This is a genomic window from Synechococcus sp. R6-5 (assembly GCF_047461775.1).
In the GTDB taxonomy this organism is placed as follows: Bacteria; Cyanobacteriota; Cyanobacteriia; order Thermostichales; family Thermostichaceae; genus Thermostichus.
Map to the genome: position 1 here is coordinate 1 of NZ_JANSHV010000158.1, position 2,037 is coordinate 2,037.

Consider the following 2,037-nt stretch of genomic DNA (forward strand, 5'->3'; position numbering starts at 1 on the left):
CTTAAAACATCCGTTAAGTTTCGTCAACCACCTTTTTTGATCCTGAGAGAGGCCATGTCGCTTGTCCGCTGGATTTTAGGGATCCACACCACCACGCCCGTTTTGGGCCTGGCCCTGCTGCCGTTGGAGCCAGGGTTGGGAGAAACCCGCAGTCAGAGCTGGTGGCTGGATCGGGAGATGGCAGCGCAGTTGCACCCCTGCTTGAAAGTCTTCTTGGCCGGTCAGGCTTGGTCGCAGATAGCTGGGATCGCTGTAGCTTTGGGGCCGGGCAGCTTTACGGGCAGCCGTTTGGGGGTGAGCGTGGCCCGTCTGCTGGGCCAGCAACTGGGCATTCCCGTGTTTGGCTACTCGGCTTTGGCCGTCCTCGCCCGCCAGGTGTGGCAGGAGCAGGGATCCCCGCCCCAGCCCTTGACGGTGGCGGTGCAGATGGACGCCAAACGAGGAGAGCGGTATGGCGGCGTGTATCGGGTGACAGAAGAGGGTGTCGCTGCAGAAGTGGCCGATCGGCTCTGGGAGGAAGAGGCTTGGCAGGCCCTTCTCCGCCATTGGCCGCAAGCTCTATCCGTGAATGCCGCCGATTTTGTGGATTCTGCACCTGTGGTGGCGTTGGCAGAATTGGCCCGCGCCGATTTTCGGGCTGGGTTGCGCCCTCAGTGGCAGGAGGTGTTGCCCCTTTACGGTCGCCAGCCCCCGATTGATCTCAGAGGGCTGAATCGGACTCCGCCTCCCCAGCGCGAACGGAGTGCCCCATCGTCACGGTAAGATTGGGAAGTCTAAGCAACGGATCCCTCTGCTGACATGATCTCAAGCAACGATTTGCGCCCTGGCGTCTCTGTGGAAATTGACGGAGCTCCCTATAAAGTGATCGAGTTCCTGCATGTGAAGCCCGGCAAGGGAGCAGCCTTTGTGCGCACCAAGCTCAAAAACATGCAGACTGGCAACGTTGTGGAGAAGACTTTCCGCGCCGGTGAAACCCTGCCCGCAGCCACCATCGAAAAAGTCGAGATGCAGTATCTCTACGCGGAAGGGGACAACTTGGTGTTTATGGACATGGAGACCTATGAGCAGGCTCCAATTACCGCCGCCCAAATTGGCTCCGCCGTGAAATATCTGAAAGAAAACATGCAAGTGTCAATCTTGCGCTGGAATGGGCAGGTGATCGATGTGGAGCTGCCCAACACCGTTGTTCTGGAAGTGGTGGAAACAGATCCAGGGGTGAAAGGAGATACCGCCACTGGGGGAACCAAGCCGGCCAAGCTGGAGACCGGTGCTGAGATCCAGGTGCCTTTGTTCATCAAGGTTGGAGAACGGATTCGGGTCGATACCCGCACCGACACCTATCTGGGCCGGGAGTGAGTTCTCCCTCTCCTTTTCGGTTATGGATTTCTGTTGTGGACAGGTGATGCATCAGGAGTGAACCTTCCCTTGGATGTTGTCAATTGGCAGGAAATTCGTCTTCTCCTGGCCGCTCTGCAAGAGAGCGATGTTACCGAGCTAACTCTGGAGTTCAAAGATTTTCGCCTCACCTTGCGCAAAGGGATCCCGACTGAGCTCTCCTCCACCCCCGCCAGTCCGGTTATTGTCTCCTCTGCGCCTCCTCCTGCTCCTGCAGAAGCGCCCCCTCCTCCCACTGCTCCCAAATCCACCCCCAGCCATTGGATAGACGTGACGTCACCAATGGTGGGCACTTTCTACAGCGCCCCAGCTCCAGGTGAACCTGACTTTGTGCGGGTTGGCCAACGGGTGAACAAGGGCCAAACCCTGTGCATCATCGAGGCCATGAAGCTGATGAACGAGATCGAGGCCGAAGCGGCAGGCGTGGTGACCGAGATTTTGGTGAGCAATGGGCAATCGGTGGAGTTTGGGCAGGTGTTGATGCGGTTGGATCCCACGGCTTGATGGGCAAGGGGGTAAACCGGATTTTGGCGACCCAATCTCCCTTGCCTGTGTATACACCAGAGTTGAATCGGATTGAGGGGATGTGGTCGGTGTTGAAGCACTGTATCCGTCAGTTTTCCAGAGCCGGGAAGTATGGGA

At 57.8% G+C, this 2,037-nt stretch carries 3 protein-coding genes; all 3 read left to right on the plus strand.

Going from position 1 to position 2,037, the window contains the following annotated elements:
- A partial coding sequence (gene tsaB, locus NW818_RS09120; protein ID WP_414424368.1) for a tRNA (adenosine(37)-N6)-threonylcarbamoyltransferase complex dimerization subunit type 1 TsaB occupies positions 1 to 762 on the plus strand: 762 nt, incomplete at its 5' end.
- 36 nt (positions 763 to 798) lie between these two features.
- Complete coding sequence (gene efp, locus NW818_RS09125; protein WP_414335241.1) at positions 799 to 1,356, plus strand: elongation factor P; 558 nt, start codon at positions 799 to 801, stop codon at positions 1,354 to 1,356.
- A gap of 69 nt (positions 1,357 to 1,425) precedes the next feature.
- A complete protein-coding gene (accB, locus tag NW818_RS09130; protein WP_011432092.1) occupies positions 1,426 to 1,899 on the plus strand; it encodes an acetyl-CoA carboxylase biotin carboxyl carrier protein in 474 nt (157 codons plus the stop codon).
- Positions 1,900 to 2,037 lie beyond the last annotated feature (138 nt).

What these genes read in the sequence shown, in the direction of transcription:
- efp (WP_414335241.1), top strand. Translation starts at nt 799, where the DNA reads ATGATCTCAAGCAACGATTTGCGCCCTGGCGTCTCTGTGGAAATTGAC.